Source organism: Rouxiella chamberiensis, from assembly GCF_026967475.1.
Taxonomy (GTDB): domain Bacteria; phylum Pseudomonadota; class Gammaproteobacteria; order Enterobacterales; family Enterobacteriaceae; genus Rouxiella; species Rouxiella chamberiensis.
Genome location: NZ_CP114058.1, coordinates 1132807 through 1157467, shown reverse-complemented (window position 1 = coordinate 1157467; position 24661 = coordinate 1132807). Strand labels below are relative to the sequence as shown.

The window sequence follows — 24661 nt, the reverse complement described above, 5'->3', positions numbered from 1 at the left end:
CTGTCAGCTCTCCTGTCCTGGTTTCATCACGTCGCAAAGGACTCAACAATGACCGAACAACTCTTTACGCTTCCGGTACAAAAACAGCTCTCTCCTGCGGTCAGCCAGTGCCAGATTGCCGATTTACCCGTGCTGATCGTGACCCATCCCAAGGGCCGCGCCGCCATTACCCTGCAAGGTGCCCATCTCGTCAGCTGGCAGCCTGCGGGGCAAAAGCCGGTTATCTGGTTGAGCCGCGAGACGGCATTCACACCGGGCGTTGCCATTCGCGGCGGCGTGCCGATTTGCTGGCCGTGGTTTGGTCCTGCCGGTAAACCCTCGCACGGCTTTGCGCGCAATCTGCCGTGGCAGTTGACCGCGCAGTCGGAAGACGACGAGAAGGTGCAGCTGACGCTGACCCTGAAAGACAGCGCAGAAACGCGACAACACTGGCCGCATGATTTTACGTTGCACGCGCATTTCACCTTTGGTGACGAGTGCACCATCGAGCTTGAATCGCACGGTGATTTTGAAACCACCAGCGCGCTGCACGCCTATTTCGAAATTGGTGACATCACCAAAGTCAGCGTCGAAGGTTTAGGTCAGCCTTACCTTGACAAGGTTTTGGGCGGCGAAAAAGCCGTGCTGCAAGGCCCCCTCACCTTTGATGGCGAGGTTGACCGCATCTTTACCGAACCCGCTACCGAAAGCCTGATTGTCGATCCCGTTCTGAATCGCACTTTGAGCGTCAGGCATCAGGGAAATAGCGACGTGGTGAGCTGGAACCCTGGCCCCGTGCTTTCCGCGTCAATGAAAGATATGGCCGATGACGGTTACCAGACCATGGTCTGTGTCGAAACCGCTGCCGTCATGCATTCTCAAATCAGCACGCAAACTGCGCCCGCCAGACTGGCCGTGCGTTTTGGTGTTAAATAAGCGCCGAAACAGAATAAAAAAGGGACGTCCCGGAGGCGTCCCTTTTAAATAATAAACTTGTTTAGACGATATCGAGCGGTGTTTTCTGGGCCGGCGTCGGGAAGGCCTGATCGATCAGGGCTATCTCTTCGGGATTGAGTTTTAACGTCAAGGCCGCCGCGTTGTCGCGCACGTGGTCATGCTGTACCGCCTTTGGAATGGCGATAATGTTATCGAAGCGTGTCACCCACGCCAGCGCAATTTGCGCACTGCTCACGCCCCTGGCACGTGCCAGTTGCTGCATGACGGGATGATGCAGGACCTCGTGACGTAGCTGCCCCGCCTGCGCCAGCGGACAATAGGCCATAATGGGCACTTCATGTTCACGACACCACGGCAGCAGATCATACTCCACACCGCGAGACGCGGCGTGATACAGCACCTGATCGGTCATGCAGGCTTCGCCTCCGGAGACATGCCACAGTTCCTCCATATCGGCCGTATCCAGATTGGACACTCCCCAATGACGAATTTTTCCGGCCTGCTGCAAGGATTCCATTGCCCTCACTGTTTCTTCCAGTCTGAATGACCCACGCCAGTGCAACAGATAGAGATCCAGCGTGTCGGTATCGAGCCGTTGCAGACTCTGCTCGCAGGCTTTGATAGCCTTGTCGCCACCGGCATTCTGCGGATAGACCTTGGAGACCAGATAAACCTGGTCGCGGCGACCCGCGATGGCCTCACCCACGACCCGCTCCGCTCCGCCGTCTGCATACATTTCGGCGGTATCAATCAGCGTCATGCCGAGGTCAATACCCAACTGTAACGCGCTGACTTCCGAGCGAAACTCCGACGCTTTCTCACCCATAAACCAGGTACCCTGTCCGATTGCGGGAACTCGTCTGCCATTTGGAAACAATACGGTTTTCGCGTTCATCATTTGCTCCTGTCCAGGTTGTTTTATCGGTGTTATCCGGGCGGTAAAATCACACTCGCGATAACGCCCTCTTGTATGTGAGGCACATCACATTGTGACGATAAACTCGCCCCTATGCGCAACACGCACCACAGATGTGCAAATGGGGCGTAATGCCCCATTAGTAAGCTACTGCTGCACCAAAATAAGACGGCGCGTCAAATAGACTCTATTAGAAGGTGTAGCTTACGCCGGTCATGATGACGCCGGTATAAGATTTATCTACCATCGGGCTGTCTTTGATTTCATCGGCCAGGCGGATATAGCGGCCAGTGAAGAAGGCCTGCCACTGTGGCGCAAAGCTGTATTTCGCCGAGACTTCGACGTAAGGATTGAAGCTGTCGTCCGGCTTGTAGCTTTGCAGCCCGCTGCGACGTGATTCATTACCGCTTACACCATAATAGTATTTGTTCTGGTTTGCGCTGTTCCAGATCACACCTACGCCAGGCACCACGGCCCATTTGTCGGCTTTGAACGCGTAAAGATAGGATACGTCGCCGACCAGACCGTCGGAGTTGTCCAGCGTGTCGCCGGTAAAGGTGGCGCGAATTGTCCCCCATTCGGCGTTATGGTTGTAAGACACACCGGCCATCAGCGTGCCGCGGCGCTTGTCCAGACGTTTCAGTTGTTCATCGTCCGTGTCCTGGGTTCTGAAACCGAACGGATTATAACCTGCTACCAGACTCAGCTGATTTTGCTGATCTTTCCACAGATAGTAGCCACCCATCAATGAATGGAAGTAGAAGTTGTCCCCTTCGTAATCGATGACCGGAATAGGATAGAACTTGTTGTCGTACCCTTTATACAGGCTGGTGCTACCTAGTGCGGCAGCCCCTAGAGAGAAGGTACTTGCCTGTGCCGTGTGACAGGAAAGAGCAATCAGGGCGACCAGAGGTAGTGCTTTAAAATAATGGGTTTTCATCAAAATCTTCCATAAAAAAATTAAAATCGACGCTAGTGTAAATCAAACGTAAGGAAGCGTCAGGGATAGCGCACAAAATCCTAAAGCAACCGGATAATTTATATGCGATTTATGAAATTAATATGACCAAATAGAGCTATGTCTGGCTGTATCCCACGTGCGCCAAGGGCTGGAGTTAACATTACTACAAGTGAGTCATTGATATGGCTTACAAAACGATAATTTAACAGAGGAAATTTTTCAAAGGTCAAACTACGCTTATAAATAGGAGAAAAAAACAGCTGGTTAGGCACCCTGCTCGTGTTGCTCATGAAGATTTCCATGACTCTACTTATGACAAGAAGAGCGACAACAAGTTGGCATCAAGTTGGCATAAGGGTTGCAGAATCTGTTGAAGTCAGGCAGATAATCAGTTGGGGAAATTTTCTTCCGGGAGCTGTTCCACCGCTTTACTGGCTCTCTTTAACCTGTGCTAAATAACGAAGGACGGGCATTTATGAACATATTTGACCATTATCGCCAGCGCTATGAAGCTGCCAAGGATGAAGAGTTCACACTGCAGGAATTTCTTACCATCGCTCGGCAAGATCGCAGTGCTTATGTTAACGCCGCGGAACGCCTGTTGATGGCAATAGGTGAACCTGTCATGGTCGACACCGCGCTTGAACCCCGCCTGTCGCGTCTATTCTCCAACCGCGTCGTTGCGCGCTATCCTGCCTTTGAAGAGTTCTACGGCATGGAAGAAGCCATCGAGCAAATTGTGTCCTACCTTAAGCATGCCGCTCAAGGTCTGGAAGAGAAGAAACAGATCCTTTACCTGCTGGGCCCGGTCGGCGGCGGTAAATCCTCCCTTGCCGAAAGATTAAAAGCGTTAATGCAACGAGTGCCGATTTACGTGCTCAGTGCCAACGGTGAACGCAGCCCGGTTAACGATCATCCTCTTTGCCTGTTCAACCCTCAGGAGGATGCCCATATTCTTGAAAAAGAATACAACATTCCAACCCGCTACCTCGGCACCATCATGTCGCCGTGGGCGGCAAAACGCCTCCACGAGTTTGGCGGCGATATCACCAAATTTAAAGTTGTAAAAGTCTGGCCGTCAATTCTGGAACAGATTGCCATCGCCAAAACGGAACCCGGCGATGAAAACAACCAGGACATCTCCGCATTGGTCGGTAAAGTCGATATTCGTAAACTTGAAAACCACGCGCAAAATGACCCCGACGCCTACGGGTATTCGGGTGCTCTATGCCGTGCCAACCAGGGTGTGATGGAATTCGTCGAGATGTTCAAGGCGCCTATCAAGGTGCTGCACCCACTGTTGACCGCCACGCAGGAAGGAAACTACAACGGTACCGAAGGGATCTCTGCGCTGCCGTTCAACGGGATAATCCTGGCTCACTCCAACGAATCCGAATGGGTGACTTTCCGTAACAACAAAAATAACGAAGCCTTCCTCGACCGCGTTTATATCGTCAAGGTGCCATATTGCCTGCGCGTCTCGGAAGAGATAAAAATCTACGACAAACTGCTCAGCAACAGTGAGCTGGTGCATGCGCCCTGCGCACCCGGCACCCTCGAAACGCTGGCCCGCTTCTCGATTCTGTCACGCCTGAAAACGCCGGAGAACTCCAGCACCTACTCCAAGATGCGGGTTTACGACGGTGAAAGCCTGAAAGATACCGACCCGAAAGCCAAGTCGTATCAGGAGTACCGTGATTACGCCGGTGTGGATGAAGGGATGAACGGCCTGTCGACGCGTTTCGCCTTTAAAATCCTCTCCCGCGTGTTCAACTTCGACCATGCCGAAGTGGCCGCCAACCCGGTGCATCTGTTCTACGTGCTGGAACAACAGATCGAACGCGAGCAGTTCCCGCAAGACATTGCCGAAAAATACCTTGAGCACCTGAAAGGTTATCTGATCCCGAAATACGCCGAATTTATCGGCAAAGAGATCCAGACCGCCTACCTTGAGTCCTATTCAGAGTATGGACAGAACATTTTTGACCGTTATGTTACCTACGCTGATTTCTGGATTCAGGATCAGGAGTATCGTGACCCCGACACCGGCCAGCTGTTTGACCGTGAATCGCTGAATGCCGAACTCGAAAAAATCGAGAAACCGGCGGGTATCAGTAATCCGAAAGATTTCCGAAACGAAATCGTCAACTTTGTCTTGCGTGCACGCGCCAACAACAGCGGCCGAAATCCGAACTGGACCAGCTACGAGAAATTACGCACGGTTATCGAGAAGAAAATGTTCTCCAATACCGAGGAGTTACTGCCGGTCATCTCCTTTAATGCGAAAACCTCTACCGACGAGCAGAAAAAACACGATGACTTTGTCGACCGAATGATGGAAAAAGGATATACACGTAAGCAGGTTCGCCTGTTATGTGAATGGTATCTGCGTGTGAGGAAATCATCGTAACGGGTCATCTCAGTAAAGCGGGGATCGTTGGCAACGTTGTTTGGGGGCTATATGACGTACTTTATTGACCGTCGACTTAACGGCAAGAACAAAAGCGCGGTTAACCGCCAGCGCTTTTACGCCGCTACAAGTCGCAGATAAAACAGTCGATCGCCGGAGCCATCAATAAGCGTTCGGTTACCGACGTTAACAGCGGGGAGTCAGTATCGATCCCCAATGAAGATATCAACGAACCCATGTTTCATCAGGGTCGCGGTGGCTTGCGCCACCGCGTTCATCCTGGCAACGATCACTTTGTGCAAAACGACCGTATCGAACGTCCACCGGGCGGCGGTGGCGGGGGTGGCGGTCAGGGTGATGCCAGTCAGGACGGCGAAGGTCAGGATGAATTCTCCTTCCAGATCTCCAAGGATGAGTATCTTGATCTTTTATTCGAAGATCTCGCGCTGCCCAACCTGAAAAAAATCAGTACAAGCAGCTGACCGAATTCAAGACGCATCGTTCCGGCTACACCTCCAACGGCGTACCGGCCAATATCAGCGTGGTACGTTCACTGCAAAACTCCCTGGCTCGCCGTACGGCGATGTCGGCCGGCAAGAAACGCGAGTTGCGCGAACTTGAAGGTGTGCTGAGCGAAATAGAGAACACGGAACCTGCCCAGTTGCTTGAGGAGGAGCGGCTGCGTAAAGAAATTGCCGAACTGCGGCAAAAGATTGCCAAAGTGCCGTTTATCGACACCTTTGACCTGCGTTATAAAAACTATGAACGTCGTCCCGAGCCTTCGAGCCAGGCGGTGATGTTCTGTTTGATGGACGTGTCGGGTTCGATGGATCAGGCCACCAAGGATATGGCCAAGCGCTTTTATATTCTGCTCTATCTGTTCCTGAGTCGGACGTATAAAAACGTCGATGTAGTTTATATCCGCCATCATACTCAGGCGAAAGAAGTCGATGAACAGGAGTTCTTCTACTCTCAGGAAACGGGCGGTACCATCGTTTCCAGCGCATTGAAACTGATGGATGAAGTCATACAGGAACGTTACGACCCTGCGCAGTGGAACATCTACGCTGCCCAGGCATCCGATGGCGACAACTGGGCCGATGACTCACCACTTTGTCATCAGTTGCTGGCCCAGAAGATACTGCCGATGGTCCGTTACTACAGTTATATTGAAATAACACGTCGAGCACATCAGACGCTTTGGCGCGAATATGAAGTCTTGCAGCAGCAATTTTCCAACTTTGCCATGCAGCATATTCGTGAGCAGGAGGACATTTATCCTGTGTTCAGAGAGTTGTTCCACAAGCAAACTGTAGAAAATTGAATCATTCTTACTCATAAAAAGCCGGATAATTGCTTATCCGGCTTTTTTATTGCCGAAATATCTCCACGCCAGTATCTGCTTATTCTGAAAAAGAACGCCCTTGTTGACATTATCTGCCCTACCGCAATTACGACCCTCTACGGCGCAATTTAATTCAAATATACAGCATAATATGCTGCAAGTGATGATGTAACGGCCGCCCCATCCTTATTATCTTAAAAGCCTGCCGGTTAAGCGCTTATTTATTGAATGTGCATATTGATCGACGTTACCCTATTTATGTTGGTGCGTAATTGTTATCCAATATTAAGAATTATTCGATTTATAATTCTTTCGCTGTCTATTCTCTACATTTCATGATTTTCACTTCCTTAATTTTTTCAAAACAGGGGAGTGGCTTAAATGGTTAAAAAACTTTATGGGTAATAAAGACGCAATTAATATTAACCTTTATTAAAGATAGAAGAATAGAAATGAAAAAAATTAAACTATTATTTTTACCAATCATTATATTGGCTAATGTTAATTATGCTCATGCAGCTTCCCCTGAACTCGCCTGTCTGAAAGGAGGCGAAGTCGATCCCTCTCATGTTATTTCCTGCTATCGCGAAAAGCTGGCCGCAGAACCGCTCAGCTATTGGTTTATGAGCAACCAGCTCTATGGTGATGTAGAAGTTAACCGATATCAGATGATTTCGCAGATGTGGTCGCCCGACGATCTCGTCTCCCCCGTGAAGTGGCAGGAAGATGTCGCCATCGCCATTCCCGATAATCCGCTTCCCCAGCGTGCGGTCATTGCCGTCGATATCAGTGAAGATATTCTGATTAGAGTAGCGAGGGCCACCCATACCGTCGTTATTTCGCTGCAAACCATTCCGAGCCGGAATCTTACCTACGGCAATGACAAAACGGCACTGATTGAAGATGACAGTATCGCCCGCAGCTGGCGACTGACAATGGACGACCCCGCCACTCGCCAAACGCTGCCTCTGCATGTGCCTATGGCGGCGGCAATTTCACAGACCATCAGAATGGCGAAAAAAGAGCTGACCAAAGAGAATATCAACAAGTTTATCGTCACAGGCGCTTCAAAACGCGGCTGGGCAACGTGGTTAACTGCTATTTCCGATCCCGACGTCGAAGCCATCGTGCCGATTGTGGCTGACGTTCTCAATACGCAGGAAGTGATGCAGCATATGTATCACACTTACGGCGGTAACTGGCCTATCGCGTTTGGCCCTTATTATCAGCAGGGCATCGACGAGGTTGCGATGACACCAGGCTTCGCCAATTTAATGAAAATCGAGGACCCCCTTCAATATTTAGGGACAAGCTACCAGTCTCGACTCGCCATCCCGAAATATATCGTCAATGCCAGCGGCGATGACTTCTTCATGCCGGATAATACCCGCTTTTATTACAATAAACTGCCCGGCGAGAAATCGCTGCGTGTCGCACCCAATACGGGCCACAATGGAATTCTGGCTTTCACACAGCAATCCCTGATTAGCTTTATCAACAGGCTGCAAAACAAGATGCCGTTGCCTTATCTCACCTCACAGATTGAAGGTAAAGACAAGGCGCAACAACTTGATATCACGTTCTCCGAACCGCCGGTGAAAGTCGTGCGCTGGACGGCAGTGAATCCCGTAGCGCGCGATTTTCGCTTCGCCTGCGGTATCAACTATACCGCCACCCCATTGGCAAGTCCCGACAACGGAAACCTGAGCATACCTCTTACCGAGAGTTCTCCGGGTTGGGAGGCGACGTTTGTCGAGGCAACCTTTAAAGACGGCTTTGTTGCCACAACCCAGGTAAATATCTTACCGGATAATAAATATCCTACCACGGCACCCCAGTCCAAAGGCGGAGCATGTTCTACCCTGCCCGGCCGCGGAATTGGGTGACGGAATCATATCAAGTAAACGCCGCCGTTATTCCACGGAAGGAATAACGGCATCCGAATATCTAATTAAAGGAGCTTAATAAAATGAATGACATTAAACACTCGGGAAAACTTACCTGCACCTTTTGTGAAAACATTCTGGCGACGGGTTCAACCCGATGTGCGGCCTGCGGTGCAGAAAGAGTAAGAGGACATATAAGCCATAAAGAAAGGGTGACTATCAATGTTTTCAGGGTGATTCTTTTCTTTATTGTTGTTATTTACTTTAATTACCTCTATCCCACCCCGACCAATCAATTGGTTAAATATTTAAATCTTGTTGGTTTTTTAACGCTATCTCTACTCATTCCATTATGGTTTTTTAAATTAAAAAACAGAAATAGTTATATCTGGAAGCGAAAATCACAATTCCTTTAATAATAAAGTCAGTTCTCCCAAAAATGTCATTATTGGCCACCGTTAAAATGGCGAACATCGGGGTGCGTGTTGCATGCGGCAGCCCTGCCGTGTTGCAATCCCCACAGGGTTTCAGCCCTGTTTCATCCTTTCTTCATCACCTCACCTTTTTGGTTTCGATTCTTTATATCTTTTTGGATGACAGGATTTGCCATAAAGGTTAGAGTTGTTCTAAACTGTTGAACAGTTAGAATTTAATACCGTCACTTTACTAGTTTCCCCTGCATCTACCTGGGGTTTTCATCCGCATATACTTATTAACAGCGGTAACTTGCATGACTACATCATTAGATTCCCATACACACACCAATACCTGTTCCATTTGCAATACCGAAATGCCCGCAAACGTAACCCGTTGTTCCAACTGCAAAGCCCAAATGATTAAAGGTTATCTGGACAAGAATTCCAGAAAACGTAGACGCTGGATAATATTTCTTTTACTGGTTATCTCATCGGTGTTTTTCTACTATGTTTACCCCACTACGACGCGTCCTGTTTTAGTTCTGGAACTCTTTTTAGCCGCCCTTGTGCTCTCGTTTGCCCTGCCATATCTTTATTACAAGATTAAAACCAAAGATGACGTTATCTGGAAGAGAAAAAACTGTAGCGGATAATGTGTTGGCGTGAGAGAAATTCTGGACAGGACCATGGTGTTGGAAATTGGCTGGAGAATAAGCGGAGGGTAGCTGAACTCTAGTCAATAGACCTGTAGTTGAAGAAGAGACATTACGACGTGAGATCTCTACATTAAACCACAGGTCTTTACTGCATAAATTCGTGCTTGTACTCGTTGAGATATGCCGTGCATGAATTCATGCAATGGCAGCATAGACGCCTGCTGCGGCAAGCGATACCCAAAACAGCGAGCACACTACAAAAATTCCTAACCAGACTTTCTCGGTAAACGACATCGTGGATTTGTGCCCAGCCACTGTTTTTACGCTCATCATAATATTGCTCCTGTCATTGTTATAACTACTGCCCTTCTATTGTTAAAGAAATGTTGACACAAAGAATCATTAAAAATAGTGATGAAAATCTCATCTCTGGAAAGAGAAAATCCTCCCTTATGAAGCAAAATTGAAATTAGTGATACAAATCTCATATCAAAAGTAGGATTTTCCAGCAATCCTCCAAGCTCTCAAAGACAGTCTTCACTTAAGCTCGCGTAATCACTTGGTACTTCAATCGCCTATCCCTTTACCCTGCTTAACAATCTAGATGTCGCGGTATCTCTTTTCACGTCTGTTAGCAATCCAAGCCGAAATCTACACCAATGCGCTTTTTTGAAGAAATTTTCGCTACAGCACACTGATTGCTAGCAAATAAAAACCCATAGTTGTACGCCTTTTTTTGGCCTTTCCATTACAAGATGTTTACAAACTATGTAATGACACCATGCTAGGATAGCGGTGTGCTGGAAACAGCACGTGTGTAATTATTGGCTCCACGTTTAGCCTGTCTCTCTGGCAGGCATTTTTTTCTCGTCTTTCCCTCACTTCCCTCCCCACGATATTCGCGCTGGAATCCGCATCAATCTAATTGCTAGCAATATTCCGGAAGGCTAAAGTGAAATTTTGGGCAAAAAAAGCCAACCACGAGGGCTGACCTTTTGTAACGCTTTTGAACCGGAAAAACGGCTCTGAATAAAACTTAAAGTCCGTAAACCAAATTAATGGAAGTGACGGTATCGGTCTTATCCGGTGCGCTGGAAGGCGGCTTTGTGTTGTAAGTCACGTTATAAGCCAGTTTCAGAGAGAATTTCTGATTGATTGCTACTGACAACGCCGTCTCGGAGTTGATGGTAGTATCATCATTGGCCAATACGGAAACACCTTCACTGAATTTGGCAGTGTCGCTTATCTGGTAGGAATAGGTACCGGAAGCATAGGCGATAGCTTTGGTTTCGTTACCGCCCTGGGTGAATTCGTCATGACGAACGCCCGGACCCGCTTCAAGGTTCAGAGTATGGATAGGACCATTCAGCACCTGACGACCGTAACCTACCGTTGCGGTATCGCGCGCGTGGTAACCGTTGTAACGGTCAGTCAACCAGTTTGCCTGTCCAAACAGGTAGTTGACATCCGACAGGTTGTAACGCGTACGTGCGCCCGCCTGATATTTTTCTGAAGAGCGAACACCGGAAGACGAGGTATTCAACGCCGAGCCCCAGATACTGTTGGCGAAATCGTTGTTGAACCAGGTCATGGTGGTGTTGGCATTCAGGTTGCTGCTGCTGGTGTTACCCGTTTGCGCGCTGTAACCAGCCTGCAGATTACCATCAAAATCTTTTTTGGCCGTAGCCGGGTTATCCAATGCAGTGAATACATCGGTATCGGCAAGACTTGAAACACTGAACAGCGCGGCACCACATACGATGGCACAAGCTGGTAAACGACGAGCAACCCTAAAAAACATTTTGTTTCCCCAATAGATTTAAGGCGAATAACGACACAATGCCGACGAACTTATTTGCCACTCTCTGCACCCTCAAAGACCCTGCAGATCAGACTCATGGCAGTTTGCATAATTAAGAGTCAACAAATATACAACACCAGGGTGGGATAATCCTTTTTGGAGGGGATTTTTTAGACCATTCCTAGGGTTGTATATTTCCTGAAAAATTACCATACAGAATTATTACGCTTTGCCGGGTTGCATTCTCACAATCGACAGGTTTTTCGCGGTGAAAAATTCCCCGCCCTTTTTTACATCTTGTGACCTTTTCCTTTCTTCCACATCAACCCTTGTCCTTTGCCGCACATCAGGATAATTTTACACTCTCTATATATTCGCTAGTTCAGCCAATTTTTTAGCCGCACTTTTCGCGGGCAGTCTAAGGAGGAAGGGTCATGGCACTTCAGCAAGAGATAATTCAGGCTTTGCATGTCAAACCACAGATTGATGCCGAGCAGGAAGTCAGAGTCAGTGTCGATTTTCTTAAAAGTTACCTGCGCGCCCACCCTTTCATTAAATCGCTGGTTCTCGGGATAAGCGGCGGGCAGGATTCTACCCTTACCGGCAAACTTTGCCAAACGGCAATTAACGAATTACGCAATGAGTCGCCGGATGCCGGTTATCAATTTATTGCGGTACGCCTGCCTTATGGCGTTCAGGCCGATGAGTCAGACTGTCTCGATGCCATTGAATTTATCAAGCCCGACACTGTATTCACCGTCAATATCAAAAATGCCGTGCTGGCCAGTGAGGCTGCCCTGCGTGATACCGGTATCGAGCTTAGCGATTTCATCAAAGGCAATGAAAAAGCCCGTGAACGAATGAAAGCGCAATACAGCATCGCCGGCATGAAAGCCGGTGTAGTGGTCGGCACCGATCACGCTGCCGAGGCCGTTACCGGTTTCTTCACCAAATACGGCGATGGCGGCACGGACATCAATCCCATCTTTCGTTTGAATAAACGCCAGGGCAAGGCGCTGCTCGCCCATCTTGGCTGTCCGGCCCACCTCTATACCAAAGCGCCTACCGCCGATCTGGAAGAAGACCGCCCGTCTCTGCCTGACGAAGTTGCCCTTGGTGTGACGTACGAAATCATTGATGATTATCTTGAAGGGAAAACCGTCGAGCCTAAAAACGCCGCGATTATAGAAAACTGGTATCTGCGCACGGAGCATAAGCGCCAGCCGCCCATCACCGTTTTCGACGATTTCTGGAAATAAATCCCGCCTGGTTTTTCTGGCAGGACACCCGATTATGTGTCCTGCCGCCCATTCCCTCTGCTATTTCATTACTCTGCTTTTCATTTCGGCCGGAAATCATTACTCTTGTCCCCTTTTTCAGAATGGATGCGCCGAAACGTTATGCAAAAATTCCTCTTTCTTCTCCTGACTCTGGTGCTGCTCGGCCCGCTCGGGATCGATCTTTATCTGCCGGCCATTCCCGCAATTGCAAAGGGGCTGAACAGCAGTGAAAGCGTAATTCAATCTTCTATCTCGTTGTTTATTTTAGTGCTTGGTCTGGGGCAGTTGCTGGCTGGACCGCTGGTTGACCGCTATGGACGCCGCCCCGTCGCGCTGGCCGGACTGGTGCTGTATCTCGTCGGCGTGGCGCTGGCCGCCACCGCCGTCAACGCCACGCTTTTTATGACCTCGCGCGTCGTGCAAAGTCTCGCGGTGTGCTGTACCTCCGTGGTTATTTTCAGCAGCGTGCGTGACCGGCTTGAAGGTGAAGAGGCGGCACGCGCCTTTGGGTTTTTAAACGGGACCCTGAACATTGTTCCGGCGCTGGCTCCGTTGATAGGCGGTCTCATCGCGCAATACTTTGGGTGGCGTGCTCCTTTCTGGGCGCTGTTCGGCTATACGCTGATGACGCTGCTGCTGGTGCTGGCCTTTTTGCCTGAAACGCGTCCGGCTCATACCAAACAGGTCGGCAGCCTGCCGCTGCGACAGTATCTGCGCATTCTGCGTGACGGTAATTTCCTGAACTTTGCGCTGGTCAATGCGGGCGCGATGGGCATGGCGCTGACCTACGTTTCCCTCGCGCCTACCGTTCTGATGACACAGGGCGGACTGTCTCCGCTCCAGTTTTCACTGGTTTTTGGCGCCAACGGTTTCTGGATAATGTTGATGAGTTACATCGCCAACCGCATTATTCGCAAGGTGGGGCGGCCTGTATGCCTGGCTATCGGCGGAATATTCATGCTGGTAGGCGGCGTTGGATTGTTTGCGGGGCTTGCGCTGCTCACCCCCGAGACTCAGCTCGCGACCTGGGTTTATATGCTGCCGGTCGCCAGTGCCTGCGCCGGTCTGGCGTTTGTGATTGGTCCCGCCACCAGCTACGCGCTGGAGCCCTATTCCAGCGAAGCGGGAATTGCCTCGGCACTGGTCGGTTTTGTGCAGATGGCCGGTGGCGCAGGACTTGGCCTGGTGGCGATGGCGCTACCTTTGCCGCCCAAAGCCAGTCTGGCGCTGGTGATGTTAACCGCATTTATACTGGCCTGGACCGCAAAAATGCGCAGCCGGAAGATGAAAGGCAAAATCGCCTCCGTCGCCTAAACGCTGGCCCTGCAGGGCCAGCCAGTGAACAAACTTAGGCGTCGACGCGAACGGGCACGCGCGGCGCCAATGCACTCATCAACTCGTACCCCAAGGTTCCGGCGGCGGCAGCAACCTCATCGATCGGCAATTGATGGCCCCATAGCTCAACCGGCGTGCCGATTTGTGCTTGCGGACACGGCGTGAGATCCACCATCAACATATCCATTGACACCGTCCCGAGCGTGCGGGTTTTCACGCCATCCACGATGACCGGCGTGCCGCTCGGGGCGTGGCGAGGATAGCCATCGGCATATCCACAGGCGACCACGCCAATCCGCTGCGCCTGTTCGGCGCAGTAACGGCCGCTGTAACCCACGCGATCGCCGGGGCTCAAGGACTGAATGGCCAGGATTTCGCTGTGCAGCGACATGACCGGTTCAAGTCCGGTTTCGGCGATGTCCTGCGGCTTGCCGCTTGGCGACGCGCCATAAAGAATGATGCCCGGACGTACCCAGTCCTGATGCGTCTGCGGATGCCAAAGTGTGGCGGCCGAATTGGCATAGGAACGAGGTCCGGGCAATTGATAACTGCCCTGTTCAATCCTGTCGACCTGCGCGTTTACCCCTTCAGGAACATCTGCGCTGGCAAAATGAGTCATGAGCGTAATCTCGCCTACCTGCGGCAGCGCGCGAAGCTGATGCCAGATTTCGGCGGCTTCGGCCGGTTGAAAACCAAGACGATTCATTCCGCTGTTAATTTTTAAATAAATATCGATAGGCGCGGTTACGTGAGACGTGGCCAATGCCGCCACCTGCCAGCGACTGTGCACCGCGGTCGTTAAGCCATAATGGGCTACGGCTTTGAGGTCTTCGGCCTGGAAAAAACCTTCCAGCAAGAGTATTGGCCCCTGCCAACCCGCCTCCCGCAATAGCACCGCTTCGTTAAAGTCCAGCAGGGCAAAACCGTCCGTCGTGCGAAGGCCTTGCCAGATGCGTTTAATGCCATGTCCATAGGCATCGGCTTTTACTACCGACCAGACTCTGCTGTGAGGAGAATAGCGGCGAACCACCTGTAAATTATTGTGCAAGGCGGATAATGACAAGGTGGCGGCAATCGGGCGTGGCATGAAAACTCCTGAATTTAATCGAGTGAACGCCCGCCATCAGCAGCAACGGGCGTCTCTTTCCTTTCTCTCTTTTGAGGATGTGTGCAGCGGGTTAAGGCGTTAGCTTACCGGATGCATTTTGCGGGAACGGTCGGACTGCGCCACAAAACCTTCGCTGTAGCGTGCGACGGAAAGGTCGTCTGACGGAATGGCCGGCGTGACACCGGAGATAATGTCGGCCAGCAACTGGCCCGAGCCGCAGGCCATCGTCCAACCCAGCGTGCCGTGGCCCGTATTGAGATAGAGATTCTTGAGGCTGGTTTTGCCGACAATAGGCGTGCCGTCTGGCGTCATCGGGCGTAAACCGGTCCAGAAAGTCGCCGCTTCAATATTACCGCCATTCGGGTAAAGGTCTCTCACCACCATTTCCAGCGTTTCACGGCGCGCCTTGGCGAGTTGAGTGTTAAAGCCGACGATTTCAGCCATTCCGCCAACGCGAATACGTTTGTCGAAACGGGTAATGGCGATTTTATAAGTCTCGTCAAGCACGGTGGAATACGGCGCAGACGCAGGATCGGTAATGGGAATCGTCAGGGAATATCCCTTGAGCGGATAAACGGGAATGGACACGAGGTCGGCCAGCAATGCCGTGGAATAGGAACCAAAAGCGACCACATAGGCGTCGGCCTTGACCACCTCATTGCCACATTGAACGCCCGAAATCTGTCCGTTTTCCACCAGCAGACGATCCACCTGCTTGTTAAATTCGAATTTCACGCCCGCCTGACGCGCCATTTCGGCCAGTTGACGGGTAAAGAGCTGACAGTCGCCGGTTTCGTCGTTCGGCAGACGCAAACCGCCGGTCAGCTTGTGTGCAACCTGGGCAAGCGCAGGTTCGGCGCTCGCAAGCTGACTGGATTCCAGTAGCTCATAGGGCACGCCCGCCTCTTTCAGCACGGCGATATCTTTATAGGCACTGGCAAACTGCTGCTCGGTGCGGAAAAGCTGCAATGTGCCGCCCTGACGCCCTTCATACTGAATGCCTGTCTCTTCACGCAATGCTTTCAGGCAGTCGCGGCTGTATTCGGCAATACGCACCATGCGGCTTTTATTGGTCTGATAATGACGCATGTCGCAGTTACGCAGCATCTGCCACATCCATTTAAGTTGCGTACTGGTGCCGTCAAGGCGAATGGCCAGCGGGGCATGGCGCTGAAACATCCATTTTACCGCTTTTAAGGGCACACCTGGAGCCGCCCAGGGCGCGGCATAGCCGGGTGAGATCTGTCCGGCATTGCCTGCGCTGGTCTCTTCGGCAGGACCCGCCTGACGATCGATGACCGTCACCTCATGCCCTGCTTTCGCCAGATACCATGCACTGGCGACACCTACTACACCACTGCCTAAAATCACCACTCGCATACTCGACTCCAGTTTACATCTCAATAAGCATAATATTCTGGCGCAGAAAGTATCTCACCCGCTGGAAGAAACCCACTGAAATCGCCAAAAGTGTGAAGAATTTCACAAACATTTATCGTTGAAACTGAATAATTTTTCAATAGGCGCAATTAAATAACGATATACCGCGACATTTCATGCTGATTGACAATAATTCCACGCATTTTGCTAGCAACGCTAGCATTGATTGCATTCAATCCCCTGCTTTGTCAAACCCGTTTTATCACAGCATTTAATGCTGATATTTGAGCCTTAAATCAGAACATAAAACTACATTTAAACACTTAACTGATATTCCCTAACTTTCTAGCAGACGTCGCGTTAACCTCCCCTATGGAGAATTATAATCCCGATAGGTTACCCCCGCCGATTCAAACAGATTTGCTTTCGTATTCCATAAAGGTTTACGGTGAATATTCATACCATTATTGACACCACTCTGGCCGAGGGATATAGAGTTGAGTATGGCATTGAATAAAAACCGGCCGGTTTTTTAAAAACGAGATATTGAAACGTCTGTCCGATAAGGTGATGAATAAGCGTAAAAAAAGGCTCGGCGGTCTTCACGAGGTCGAGATTGAGCTACGATTAGAAGTGGATGCATAAGTTTAATCCTTATCTTGCGTCCGTAACTGACTGAGGGTGCGCTGATGACGACGAAGACCCAGGAACACAAAACTGAAGACAAACGTCTGAGTGATGGACCAGACTGGACGTTTGAGTTGCTCCAGACCTATCTGGAAGAGATTGACCGGGTTGCCAAAGGCTACCGGCTTGAGACCTACCCGCATCAAATCGAGATAATCACCTCCGAACAGATGATGGATGCCTATTCCAGCATCGGAATGCCTATCAACTATACCCACTGGTCTTTCGGTAAAAAGTTTATCGAGACCGAACAGCGATACAAACAGGGCCAGCAAGGGCTTGCCTATGAGATTGTGATCAATTCCAATCCCTGTATTGCCTATCTGATGGAGGAAAACACCATCACCATGCAGGCGCTGGTTATTGCTCATGCCTGTTATGGACACAATTCGTTTTTCAAAAATAACTATCTGTTCCGTAGCTGGACTGACGCCAGTTCGATTGTCGACTACCTGATTTTTGCCCGCCGCTACATTAGCCAGTGCGAAGAGCGCTATGGCGTCGAAGAAGTCGAACGACTGCTGGATTCCTGTCATGCCCTGATGAACTACGGCGTAGACCGCTATAAAAGGCCGCAAAAAATTTCGCTGATGGAAGAGAAGGCCCGTCAGGAAAGCCGCGAAGCCTATCTGCAAAGTCAGGTCAATACGCTTTGGAAGACCTTGCCGCGCCGTGACAAGGAAGACGCGCCGGAACAGGTTCGCCGGTTCCCCTCCGAACCTCAGGAAAATCTGCTCTACTTTATGGAAAAAAATGCGCCGTTGCTGGAGCCGTGGCAGCGTGAAATCTTGCGTATCGTGCGCAAGATAAGCCAGTATTTCTATCCGCAGAAACAGACTCAGGTCATGAATGAAGGCTGGGCCTCATTCTGGCACTACACTATTTTGAATCATCTTTATGATGAAGGAAAAGTCAGCGACCGTTTCATTCTGGAATTTCTCCACAGCCATACCAATGTGGTTTATCAGCCTGCGTACAACAGCCCGTATTACAGCGGGATCAATCCGTATGCGCTGGGCTTTGCCATGTTCCAGGATATTAAGCGAATCTGTCAGTCGCCGACGGAAGAAGACAGGCACTGGTTCCCGGATATCGCGGGTTCAGACTGGCTCGATACCCTGCATTTCGCCATGCGTGACTTCAAGGACGAAAGCTTCATCAGTCAGTTCCTGTCGCCGAAAGTCATGCGCGATTTCCGATTGTTTACCGTGCTTGATGACGATCGTAACAATTATCTGGAAATATCTGCGATACATAATGAAGAAGGTTATCGCGCAATCCGTCAGGAACTTTCCGCGCAATATAATTTGAGTAATCACGAGCCGAATATTCAGGTCTGGAACGTTGACCTTCGAGGCGACCGCTCACTGACCCTGCGCTATATTCCCCAGGATCGCGCACCGCTCGACAAGAGCCGCCGCGAGGTGATGAAACACATTCACCGCCTGTGGGGATTTGATGTCTACATGGAGCAGTTGAACGAAGACGGAAGCATCGAACTGCTGGACCGCTGTCCTCCCCGACCTTCTGCACTTTGATTCAATTTTTACGCACAAAAAGGGCGCTTCCGCGCCCTTTTCTTTTATTTGCCACACAACGTTTCAACTTTGGCAGAATCATCACGCCAGGATTATCGGCGCTGTTCGGTTAAATCGCTCGGCATGGTGCCCTGCATGCTGTGCCAGATAGCGCCACTTTCCTTTCCGTATCCACGCACGCAATCGACAATCTGGTCAAACTGCTTCTGCTCGCAGATGTGCGACAGCTTCTGGTAAAAATCAACGGCCAGCTTGCGTGCCTGAGGATTGGAGAAATAGTAACGGCCAACACGCGTGTAAAGGCCTCGTAATCCATTGATTATCAGACCATATATCGGATTGCCGGAGGCAAAGGCCAGACCGCGGAAAATGCCGTAATCCAGCTCGGTAAAGGCTTCGGACGTGTCTTCGGCTTCCTGCGCCTTGGCCAGAACATTCTGCGTTTCTTCGGGATTGGTGCGCATCGCCTTGCGAATGAAAATGGTCGCGATATTGGTGCGCACGGACAGCAGATTATCGATAAGCTGCGGCACGCTTTCGTGATCGAGACGCGCCAGGGTTTCGAGAATATTCAGCCCGGACGTCTCCCAGAAGTTGTTGACCTTGGTCGGTTTGCCGTGCTGGATGGTGAGCCAGCCGTCACGTGCGAGGCGCTGCAAGACCTCACGCAAGGTGGTGCGTGTAACGCCAATCAGCTCGGAGAGTTCTCTCTCGGCCGGCAGGATGGACCCCGGAGGAAAACGACTGTTCCAAATACTTTCAATAATATATTCTTCGGCAAAACCGGCAGGACTCTGCGCCTTGATAACCATGTGTGTGGCTTTCCGTTACAGCTTCTACAAGCTGCTTTTTCAGATGTTATAATTCAGCTCATCATACCAGATGAAAATCTCCGGTTATAGCATCCGCGAGTCAGTAAAGTGCAAAATGTCCCTGCCTTGATTTACGACATGCAACGTCTGGATTTCACGTGCTATTTTAAATGCCCTCCTCTTCAAACAAGCTGGAAGATCGGATGAATTGGTTTACACTGCCTGTCGAAAGCTTACTGCATGGATAACTAGCCTATGTTGCAATATCTTAACCGCCTCTCGCAGGGCCGCGGTGCCTGGCTGCTGATGGCGCTCACCGCACTGATCCTCGAGTTGGTGGCGCTCTACTTCCAGCACGTCATGCTGCTGCTGCCGTGTGTCATGTGTATTTACGAGCGCTGTGCGCTGTTTGGTATTCTGGGCGCCGGACTGGTCGGGGCCATCGCGCCCGCAACCTGGCTGCGCTATGGCGCAATCCTTATCTGGCTTTACAGCGCCTGGGAAGGACTGCGTCTCTCGTGGCAGCACACCATGATTCAGCTCCACCCGTCCCCCTTTACGACCTGCGATTTTGCCGCACGCTTCCCGAGCTGGCTGCCGCTCGATAAATGGCTTCCGGGTGTATTTGTCGCAACCGGCGACTGCGCCGAACGGTCATGGACTTTCCTGAATATGGGCATGCCGCAGTGGCTGGTGGGTGTTTTCGCCGTCTTCCTGCTTATTGGCGTAGTGGTATTGCTGGCACAGTTTTTCCAGACCAGACGCCGGGATCTTTTTTCCGCAAGGTGATTAACGTCGCCTGTGGAAATTTGGCCTGCAATCATTAATGGTTTTCATTTTCTGAAGCTTCTCGTTCGAGAAGCTTTTTTGCAATAAGGCGTTGGCGCAACGAAGTGAACACTTTCATGCGGTTGCTTTTGTTATCCGGCCTGGGCTACTCTGGCAAAGAGTATAACGTTACAAGTTTTCGGAAAGCTTTTATGAAGTAACTTAACGCAAATAATTTCAGAAAATTGAAATTATTTACTTTATAAAACGGTGTTTTAGGAAGATTCGCTCTATCTTGACCAGCGAAATCTCACTTTTTTTCTTATAATAAAAAAGCTTAACGCAAAAGTTAATAATATTTCGGAGGTCCTTGTGTTTATTTCTGATGAAGCAAAGGGTAATACGCTGATTGGTGAGGCGACTATCAACCTTATCTTCAACAGGGAAGAAGTAACCGTTAATACGTTGCTGAGAGAGCTGAAATCTATGGCCGAGAGCGAAGACGATGAAAATCGCCTTTTGCTGATGCACGAAGTTTGCCGTTGGTTACAGGGTTTTTGCAGTTTGGGCAGTGTTAAACCCGAGCGCGCAGGTTGGCTGGACTCTGCTCTGAAAAATGGCAGTATGAACAATTCGGTTCCTTTTAACCGCTTCACCTCTTCGACGAAAGACGAGGGTTAGTTCTAGCGCACCAGAAGCTGCAAACTATTCAATGATGCAGGCGGCCATCGCCATGATGGCCAATTGAATGATAAATAACGCTCTTTTCGGAAATCACTCCTTTCTCGCCTTAGACATAACTTTCTGATTTAACACTGTTAGCACTTTTTGCTAAAAAACTGTGTTCCACTCTTTTAAAATAACTGTACAACAATGATAAAGCTGTATAACTTTGTACTTATACCCTCGATCACTTTTTAATCAGGCTTAGCCTAAGGATTACTTATGCGTCAGGACAAATACAGTGCACTCCCTTTGAGCGATGCCCATCTTTTCAATCGTGTTCCTGTCCTTTCTGCGGACGAGACCATGGGCCAAATCGTAGTTGAAATTCTGCGTGCCGGTAAAAACCTGAATCGCAAGGCGCTCTGTTCCAAGCTGTTGCGTCGCATCGAGGTTGCCGGAAGTGCCGAAGAAGAGAAGCATTATCAGGAGCTTATTCGTTTGGTGCTTGAGCGGGATGCCTGAGTCAGTATGGTAGAATCCTTATCGATGACCCGTGGCGTAGATGCTTCGTATTGTATTTTGTACTCTGACGTATTAAGCCATAACGGACAGACCTTACCCGAGAGAGAACATTCTCTGCCGGGTACGGCCCCCGCTTACTGATCGCAGGGCCTGGTATCCGCCTTTCCCGGTTCAACCGGTCGGGCAACTGAATTCCGAGAAGCTGATATGAACAGAAACGACGACGAAAAACTGAGTGACATTATGATGGGTAAGGCCGTTCTCGCCCTACTCCATGGTGGTGGGCCTGTGTCCACCGCAGCGCTGATAACGCAGCTGCAAGCTTTAGCTGATGAAGAGAAGAGCGAGGCGCGGAAACGGGCCTGCGAACGTGCCATCAATGAAGTGCGTAACAGCGCAACTGCCAGTCGAAACCGCACGACATTCAAAGTGCGAGGCAGTGACAACGTGGGCCATATTTTTTCTTCGGAAGGCCCGTCCGACGACAAGAAGAAACACTAATCAGTGTAGTCTGAACCACAAATTATTACGGGGAAATGTTCCCTGAAGAGGACGCGGCAAATGCAGCAGCTGTCAGAAGAGAGTGAGCTTTTCGAATACTTCGCCAACGCGGGCGAAATTCACGCGAACGAGCTTGAAGTATTGGGCGCCACTATCAGAAGTCTTACGGCCGAAAATAGTCTGATCACCAACAAATCGATCATTATTCATTTGATTGGTCAGATGGAACGTACCAACGATGCAGCACGACTGGACGCCATGCGCAAAACGCTGGAACTGGTCGTTGGGCTTACCCCGGATGACCCTGAAGTTTAACGCCTGCACCGGCGTTCTTGCGTGTCGTCGCGCAGTAAAAAACCGCCTCATGGGCGGTTTTTTTATTTATCTTGTTTGCTCGCTGACTCTCGTAAAAGGCGAAAGCTATCGTCAGAAATCTACCCGCGGCCGAAAAAGCGTGAATACGCGGGACTGCAACAGTACTGACGTTAATGGGTATCGCGCGGGTTTAGTTCATTTTGTCTGCGATGAGCCTTAGCGCATGCAGGCAATTTCTTTTCATGGCATCGTCCGATGCCCTTTCAGCCTGCTGCTTCAGCATGGCAGCAATCTCGTGCATATGCATGGGCTTCCCGGCCTCAAGCAGCGATGCCACCACATATCCTATAACGGCGTGAATCTCTTCCGGATTAGCCGCTTTTTCGTCGTTCAAAAGCCGTCCTCCGTCCTCTTATAGCTGGATGTACGTACAGTTTACCATCTCGTTCGACGAAATTACAGGCCAACATGACACAAGTTTGTGCCAGAGATTCAAAAAAATTACTTTGTGAAACCGCCAAATATCTCTTCAGGTTGTCTTAATATAAAGGAGATAGGCTTAAGGTTTGCTTAAGATCCACTTTGCGTAGGGCTCACGCATTTATGAAAATACTGATTGTCGAAGATGATGCACTTTTGCTGCAGGGACTTATCCTTGCCTTGCAGGGCGAACATTACCTTTGTGACGGGGTAAGCACTATCCGTGATGCGGAAGCGGCGATTTCATCGGGCATGTACAGTTTGCTCATTCTGGATTTAGGCCTGCCGGACGAAGACGGCCTGCATTTCCTGCTACGCCAGCGTCGGCAGAAAAAAGCCATGCCCGTGCTTATATTGACCGCCCGTGATACGGTCAGCGAACGCATTGCCGGACTCGACGCGGGCGCAGATGACTATCTGGTCAAACCCTTTGCACTTGAAGAGTTGCTGGCGCGCATTCGGGCGCTTATCAGACGTCACGTCAATCATGGCGAGGATATCGTCGTTGCCGGCCCTCTTTCGCTGGATATGGCCCACAGACAGATTCACCTTGCCGGTAAACTGCTGGATTTACCGCCGAAGGAGTATGCGATTCTTGCCCGACTGATGCTGAAAGCCGGTCAACCCGTGCATCGGGAAATTCTGTATAACGATATCTACAGCTGGGATACAGAGCCTCTGACCAATACCCTTGAAGTGTATATTCATAATCTGAGAGAAAAGATTGGCAAGACCGCCATCGGGACGGTACGCGGCTTTGGTTATACTCTCGTTAAAACTTGCGACAACAGTGGGCCTCAATGAGTCTGAAAACGACCTTGCAACAAAAAAGTACCACCCTGAGCTTCCGTTTGCTGGTGGCCATCGGGTTAATCTTGCTGGTTCTGCCAGATTATCAGCGTTGCGTGGCTGTGGCATGAAAGCAAGGAACAGATTCAGCTGCTGGTGCAGGCCTCGCTGCAACATATCAACGAGCAGCGGCACGTCAAGAAAGAGATCCATGAGGCCGTCGCCAGTCTGGCGTTGCCAAGCCTTATCATGATTGCGCTGGCGCTGGTGCTTTGCTTGCAGGCCATAAAATGGATAACCCGTCCTCTTTCCGAGCTGAGAGTCCATCTCGAAAATCGTGACGAGGACGATTTAAACCCCGTCGATTATCACAGTACCGTGCGCGAAGTAGATGCCGTTACGCAGGCCATCAACCGGCTGGTGTCGCGTATCACGGTCAGCCTCGAGCGTGAACGTCTCTTTACTGCCGACGTGGCCCACGAGTTGCGCACCCCGCTTGCCGGACTCCGGCTGCATCTCGAACTGTTTGAAAAAAATCAGAAGATTGACGTTAAGCCTCTGATTCAACGTCTTGATCAGATGACCAACAGCGTTTCCCAGTTGCTTCAGTTGGCGCGAGTGGGACAGTCGTTCACTTCCGGGAATTACGAGCATGTCCTCATGGCCCGCGATGTGGTTCAGCCGATGGAAAACGAATTGAGAATGATGGTGGCCCAGCGCCACCAGACACTGTCTGTTGAACTCGACCAGGAGTTTACGGTGATGGGGGATTCCACCCTGCTGCGCGTTTTGCTGAGAAATCTGGTCGAAAACGCCTACCGCTACAGCCCTGAAAACTCGACTATTTTCATCCGTTTGCTAAACGGAGCCTCTCCCCAATTACGCGTCGAGGATGAAGGTCCGGGCATTGACGAGAGTAAAAGCGGCGAACTGAGCAAGGCTTTTGTCCGCATGGACAGCCGATATGGCGGAATAGGTCTGGGGTTAAGTATCGTGACCCGCATTGTGCAGTTGCACCGGGGGCACTTTTTTCTTGAAAATCGCACTCCGCTAACCGGCTGCCGAGCGCGGGTGGCCTTTAATAATGTCTAATATCACGAGAGCAAGATTAGCAGATCGGACTGTCTTGATATCTGTAACTTAAGTAAAACTT

At 50.3% G+C, this 24661-nt stretch carries 21 protein-coding genes and 2 pseudogenes; 15 read left to right on the top strand and 8 right to left on the bottom strand.

Annotation, left to right across the window (positions count from 1 at the left end):
* Positions 1-48 precede the first annotated feature (48 nt).
* Positions 49-915, top strand: a complete 867-nt coding sequence (locus O1V66_RS05560; protein WP_045048110.1) for a D-hexose-6-phosphate mutarotase — start codon at positions 49-51, stop codon at positions 913-915.
* Positions 916-976: 61 nt separating this feature from the next.
* Here the strand turns inward: O1V66_RS05560 and O1V66_RS05555 are convergent, their stop codons facing one another.
* Positions 977-1831 carry an aldo/keto reductase gene (locus tag O1V66_RS05555; protein ID WP_045048111.1) on the bottom strand — a complete coding sequence of 285 codons (855 nt, stop codon included), beginning with the start codon at positions 1829-1831 and terminating at the stop codon, positions 977-979.
* 211 nt (positions 1832-2042) lie between these two features.
* A complete protein-coding gene (locus O1V66_RS05550) occupies positions 2043-2792 on the bottom strand; it encodes a MipA/OmpV family protein (protein ID WP_045048112.1) in 750 nt (249 codons plus the stop codon).
* Positions 2793-3288: 496 nt separating this feature from the next.
* Here O1V66_RS05550 and yeaG point away from each other — a divergent pair, with 496 nt between their 5' ends.
* The 4 genes and pseudogenes from yeaG (at position 3289) to O1V66_RS05530 (ending at position 8870) form a co-directional block, all read left to right on the top strand.
* Positions 3289-5223 carry a protein kinase YeaG gene (gene yeaG / locus O1V66_RS05545; protein WP_045048113.1) on the top strand — a complete coding sequence of 645 codons (1935 nt, stop codon included), beginning with the start codon at positions 3289-3291 and terminating at the stop codon, positions 5221-5223.
* 51 nt (positions 5224-5274) lie between these two features.
* Positions 5275-6547: pseudogene (locus O1V66_RS05540) on the top strand (YeaH/YhbH family protein).
* Between the two features lie 512 nt (positions 6548-7059).
* Positions 7060-8454 (top strand): PhoPQ-activated pathogenicity-related family protein, encoded by a 1395-nt coding sequence (locus tag O1V66_RS05535; RefSeq protein ID WP_330873466.1) that lies wholly within the window; start codon positions 7060-7062, stop codon positions 8452-8454.
* Positions 8455-8537: 83 nt separating this feature from the next.
* On the top strand, positions 8538-8870 hold the full coding sequence (locus tag O1V66_RS05530) for a hypothetical protein (RefSeq protein ID WP_152623623.1): 333 nt from the start codon (positions 8538-8540) through the stop codon (positions 8868-8870).
* 851 nt (positions 8871-9721) lie between these two features.
* Here the strand turns inward: O1V66_RS05530 and O1V66_RS05525 are convergent.
* Positions 9722-9859 carry a hypothetical protein gene (locus tag O1V66_RS05525; protein WP_160292252.1) on the bottom strand — a complete coding sequence of 46 codons (138 nt, stop codon included), beginning with the start codon at positions 9857-9859 and terminating at the stop codon, positions 9722-9724.
* 703 nt (positions 9860-10562) lie between these two features.
* Positions 10563-11327 carry a DUF481 domain-containing protein gene (locus O1V66_RS05520; RefSeq protein WP_045048116.1) on the bottom strand — a complete coding sequence of 255 codons (765 nt, stop codon included), beginning with the start codon at positions 11325-11327 and terminating at the stop codon, positions 10563-10565.
* Positions 11328-11761: 434 nt separating this feature from the next.
* On the opposite strand from O1V66_RS05520, the gene nadE reads away from it, so the two are divergent.
* Together nadE and O1V66_RS05510 are read left to right on the top strand one after the other, a co-directional pair.
* On the top strand, positions 11762-12586 hold the full coding sequence (nadE, locus tag O1V66_RS05515; protein WP_045048117.1) for an ammonia-dependent NAD(+) synthetase: 825 nt from the start codon (positions 11762-11764) through the stop codon (positions 12584-12586).
* A gap of 141 nt (positions 12587-12727) precedes the next feature.
* A complete protein-coding gene (locus O1V66_RS05510; protein WP_045048118.1) occupies positions 12728-13921 on the top strand; it encodes a multidrug effflux MFS transporter in 1194 nt (397 codons plus the stop codon).
* A gap of 34 nt (positions 13922-13955) precedes the next feature.
* Here O1V66_RS05510 and dadX read toward each other — a convergent pair whose 3' ends face one another.
* Together dadX and O1V66_RS05500 are read right to left on the bottom strand one after the other, a co-directional pair.
* Positions 13956-15029, bottom strand: coding sequence for a catabolic alanine racemase DadX (dadX, locus tag O1V66_RS05505; protein ID WP_045048119.1), 1074 nt, complete (start codon positions 15027-15029; stop codon positions 13956-13958).
* 99 nt (positions 15030-15128) lie between these two features.
* A complete protein-coding gene (locus tag O1V66_RS05500) occupies positions 15129-16430 on the bottom strand; it encodes a D-amino acid dehydrogenase (protein ID WP_045048120.1) in 1302 nt (433 codons plus the stop codon).
* A 689-nt stretch (positions 16431-17119) separates the two neighbouring features.
* On the opposite strand from O1V66_RS05500, the gene O1V66_RS05495 reads away from it, so the two are divergent.
* Positions 17120-18655, top strand: a complete 1536-nt coding sequence (locus O1V66_RS05495; RefSeq protein WP_045048121.1) for a SpoVR family protein — start codon at positions 17120-17122, stop codon at positions 18653-18655.
* A gap of 92 nt (positions 18656-18747) precedes the next feature.
* Here the strand turns inward: O1V66_RS05495 and fadR are convergent, their stop codons facing one another.
* On the bottom strand, positions 18748-19467 hold the full coding sequence (gene fadR / locus O1V66_RS05490) for a fatty acid metabolism transcriptional regulator FadR (RefSeq protein ID WP_045048122.1): 720 nt from the start codon (positions 19465-19467) through the stop codon (positions 18748-18750).
* Positions 19468-19722: 255 nt separating this feature from the next.
* Here fadR and dsbB point away from each other — a divergent pair, with 255 nt between their 5' ends.
* The 5 genes from dsbB to O1V66_RS05465 all read left to right on the top strand — a co-directional run bounded on the left by dsbB (position 19723) and on the right by O1V66_RS05465 (position 22239).
* Positions 19723-20256 carry a disulfide bond formation protein DsbB gene (gene dsbB, locus O1V66_RS05485; protein ID WP_045048123.1) on the top strand — a complete coding sequence of 178 codons (534 nt, stop codon included), beginning with the start codon at positions 19723-19725 and terminating at the stop codon, positions 20254-20256.
* Between the two features lie 351 nt (positions 20257-20607).
* Positions 20608-20916 carry a hypothetical protein gene (locus tag O1V66_RS05480; RefSeq protein WP_052673423.1) on the top strand — a complete coding sequence of 103 codons (309 nt, stop codon included), beginning with the start codon at positions 20608-20610 and terminating at the stop codon, positions 20914-20916.
* 264 nt (positions 20917-21180) lie between these two features.
* Positions 21181-21423: a regulatory protein YcgZ gene (ycgZ, locus tag O1V66_RS05475; protein ID WP_045048124.1), complete on the top strand. Its 243-nt coding sequence runs from the start codon at positions 21181-21183 to the stop codon at positions 21421-21423.
* A gap of 207 nt (positions 21424-21630) precedes the next feature.
* On the top strand, positions 21631-21924 hold the full coding sequence (locus O1V66_RS05470) for a hypothetical protein (protein WP_045048125.1): 294 nt from the start codon (positions 21631-21633) through the stop codon (positions 21922-21924).
* Between the two features lie 60 nt (positions 21925-21984).
* Positions 21985-22239 (top strand): biofilm development regulator YmgB/AriR family protein, encoded by a 255-nt coding sequence (locus O1V66_RS05465; protein WP_045048126.1) that lies wholly within the window; start codon positions 21985-21987, stop codon positions 22237-22239.
* Positions 22240-22429: 190 nt separating this feature from the next.
* On the opposite strand, the gene O1V66_RS05460 is transcribed toward O1V66_RS05465, so the two are convergent.
* The gene (locus O1V66_RS05460; protein ID WP_045048127.1) at positions 22430-22633 is read right to left on the bottom strand and encodes a hypothetical protein; all 204 of its coding nucleotides are present in this window, start codon (positions 22631-22633) and stop codon (positions 22430-22432) included.
* A 209-nt stretch (positions 22634-22842) separates the two neighbouring features.
* On the opposite strand from O1V66_RS05460, the gene pmrA reads away from it, so the two are divergent.
* Both pmrA and pmrB read left to right on the top strand, forming a co-directional pair.
* Positions 22843-23523: a two-component system response regulator PmrA gene (gene pmrA, locus O1V66_RS05455; protein ID WP_045048128.1), complete on the top strand. Its 681-nt coding sequence runs from the start codon at positions 22843-22845 to the stop codon at positions 23521-23523.
* Positions 23520-24600, top strand: a pseudogene (pmrB, locus tag O1V66_RS05450) (two-component system sensor histidine kinase PmrB). Before pmrA ends, pmrB begins: the two are co-directional and overlap by 4 nt.
* Positions 24601-24661: the final 61 nt, after the last annotated feature.

Coding starts and splice junctions, on each gene's coding strand:
- O1V66_RS05560 (WP_045048110.1), top strand. CDS start 49: ATGACCGAACAACTCTTTACGCTTCCGGTACAAAAACAGCTCTCTCCT.
- O1V66_RS05555 (WP_045048111.1), bottom strand. CDS start 1,831: ATGAACGCGAAAACCGTATTGTTTCCAAATGGCAGACGAGTTCCCGCA.
- O1V66_RS05550 (WP_045048112.1), bottom strand. CDS start 2,792: ATGAAAACCCATTATTTTAAAGCACTACCTCTGGTCGCCCTGATTGCT.
- yeaG (WP_045048113.1), top strand. CDS start 3,289: ATGAACATATTTGACCATTATCGCCAGCGCTATGAAGCTGCCAAGGAT.
- O1V66_RS05530 (WP_152623623.1), top strand. CDS start 8,538: ATGAATGACATTAAACACTCGGGAAAACTTACCTGCACCTTTTGTGAA.
- O1V66_RS05525 (WP_160292252.1), bottom strand. CDS start 9,859: ATGATGAGCGTAAAAACAGTGGCTGGGCACAAATCCACGATGTCGTTT.
- O1V66_RS05520 (WP_045048116.1), bottom strand. CDS start 11,327: ATGTTTTTTAGGGTTGCTCGTCGTTTACCAGCTTGTGCCATCGTATGT.
- nadE (WP_045048117.1), top strand. CDS start 11,762: ATGGCACTTCAGCAAGAGATAATTCAGGCTTTGCATGTCAAACCACAG.
- O1V66_RS05510 (WP_045048118.1), top strand. CDS start 12,728: ATGCAAAAATTCCTCTTTCTTCTCCTGACTCTGGTGCTGCTCGGCCCG.
- dadX (WP_045048119.1), bottom strand. CDS start 15,029: ATGCCACGCCCGATTGCCGCCACCTTGTCATTATCCGCCTTGCACAAT.
- O1V66_RS05500 (WP_045048120.1), bottom strand. CDS start 16,430: ATGCGAGTGGTGATTTTAGGCAGTGGTGTAGTAGGTGTCGCCAGTGCA.
- O1V66_RS05495 (WP_045048121.1), top strand. CDS start 17,120: ATGACGACGAAGACCCAGGAACACAAAACTGAAGACAAACGTCTGAGT.
- fadR (WP_045048122.1), bottom strand. CDS start 19,467: ATGGTTATCAAGGCGCAGAGTCCTGCCGGTTTTGCCGAAGAATATATT.
- dsbB (WP_045048123.1), top strand. CDS start 19,723: ATGTTGCAATATCTTAACCGCCTCTCGCAGGGCCGCGGTGCCTGGCTG.
- ycgZ (WP_045048124.1), top strand. CDS start 21,181: ATGCGTCAGGACAAATACAGTGCACTCCCTTTGAGCGATGCCCATCTT.
- O1V66_RS05470 (WP_045048125.1), top strand. CDS start 21,631: ATGAACAGAAACGACGACGAAAAACTGAGTGACATTATGATGGGTAAG.
- O1V66_RS05465 (WP_045048126.1), top strand. CDS start 21,985: ATGCAGCAGCTGTCAGAAGAGAGTGAGCTTTTCGAATACTTCGCCAAC.
- pmrA (WP_045048128.1), top strand. CDS start 22,843: ATGAAAATACTGATTGTCGAAGATGATGCACTTTTGCTGCAGGGACTT.